Genomic DNA, 589 nt, shown 5'->3' with positions numbered 1-589 from the left:
CCAAACACACCACCACCATCACCCTGCTGTCGCCGTGCATCATATTGATATTGCCTCCTTCTGGCCAGGTTATACCGTCATCGCCCAAGCGCTTTCTGCCAACCATCACACCCTGTTTACCCTTGAGCCTCGCGCCGACCTGTTGCCCCGTTGTCGCCGATGCCTGCAACCCACGCCATTGATCCACGACCAACGTATCCGCCGGGTGCGTGAGCGAGACCTATTTGACCGACAAGTCTGGTTACAACTGCCTGTTCGCCGCGTCGACTGTCTGCGCTGTGGTCGCGTCAGTGAACATATCGACTGGCTCCCCTCTGGCTCCCGCCTCACCCGGCGCATGCAGTGCTGGATTGAAGCGCTCGTTCAGTACCTCCCCATCCGCCATGTCAGCCAGCTCACCGGGGTCGGTTGGCACACCATCAAGGAGATCGACAAGCGCCGTTTGCAGACCAGTGTGGGCACCATCGAACTTGGGGAGGTGCGGCGGCTGGTGATGGATGAGTTTGCCCTGCACAAGGGACACCGCTATGCCACCGTGATCATGGATGCCGAGCGAACCCGCGTCCTGTGGGTGGGGCACGGCAACAGC

General features: G+C 60.8%; 1 pseudogene. It reads left to right on the top strand.

Annotation, left to right across the window (positions count from 1 at the left end):
• Positions 1 to 34: 34 nt before the first annotated feature.
• A pseudogene (locus ACNPAA_RS21045) lies at positions 35 to 589 on the top strand (ISL3-like element ISAeme19 family transposase); the annotation flags it as partial.

The sequence above is a fragment of the Aeromonas sp. PS2Canimalfood6 genome, from assembly GCF_048276795.1.
Classification (GTDB): Bacteria; Pseudomonadota; Gammaproteobacteria; order Enterobacterales; family Aeromonadaceae; genus Aeromonas; species Aeromonas caviae.
This window is presented reverse-complemented; position numbering and strand designations above follow the sequence as displayed.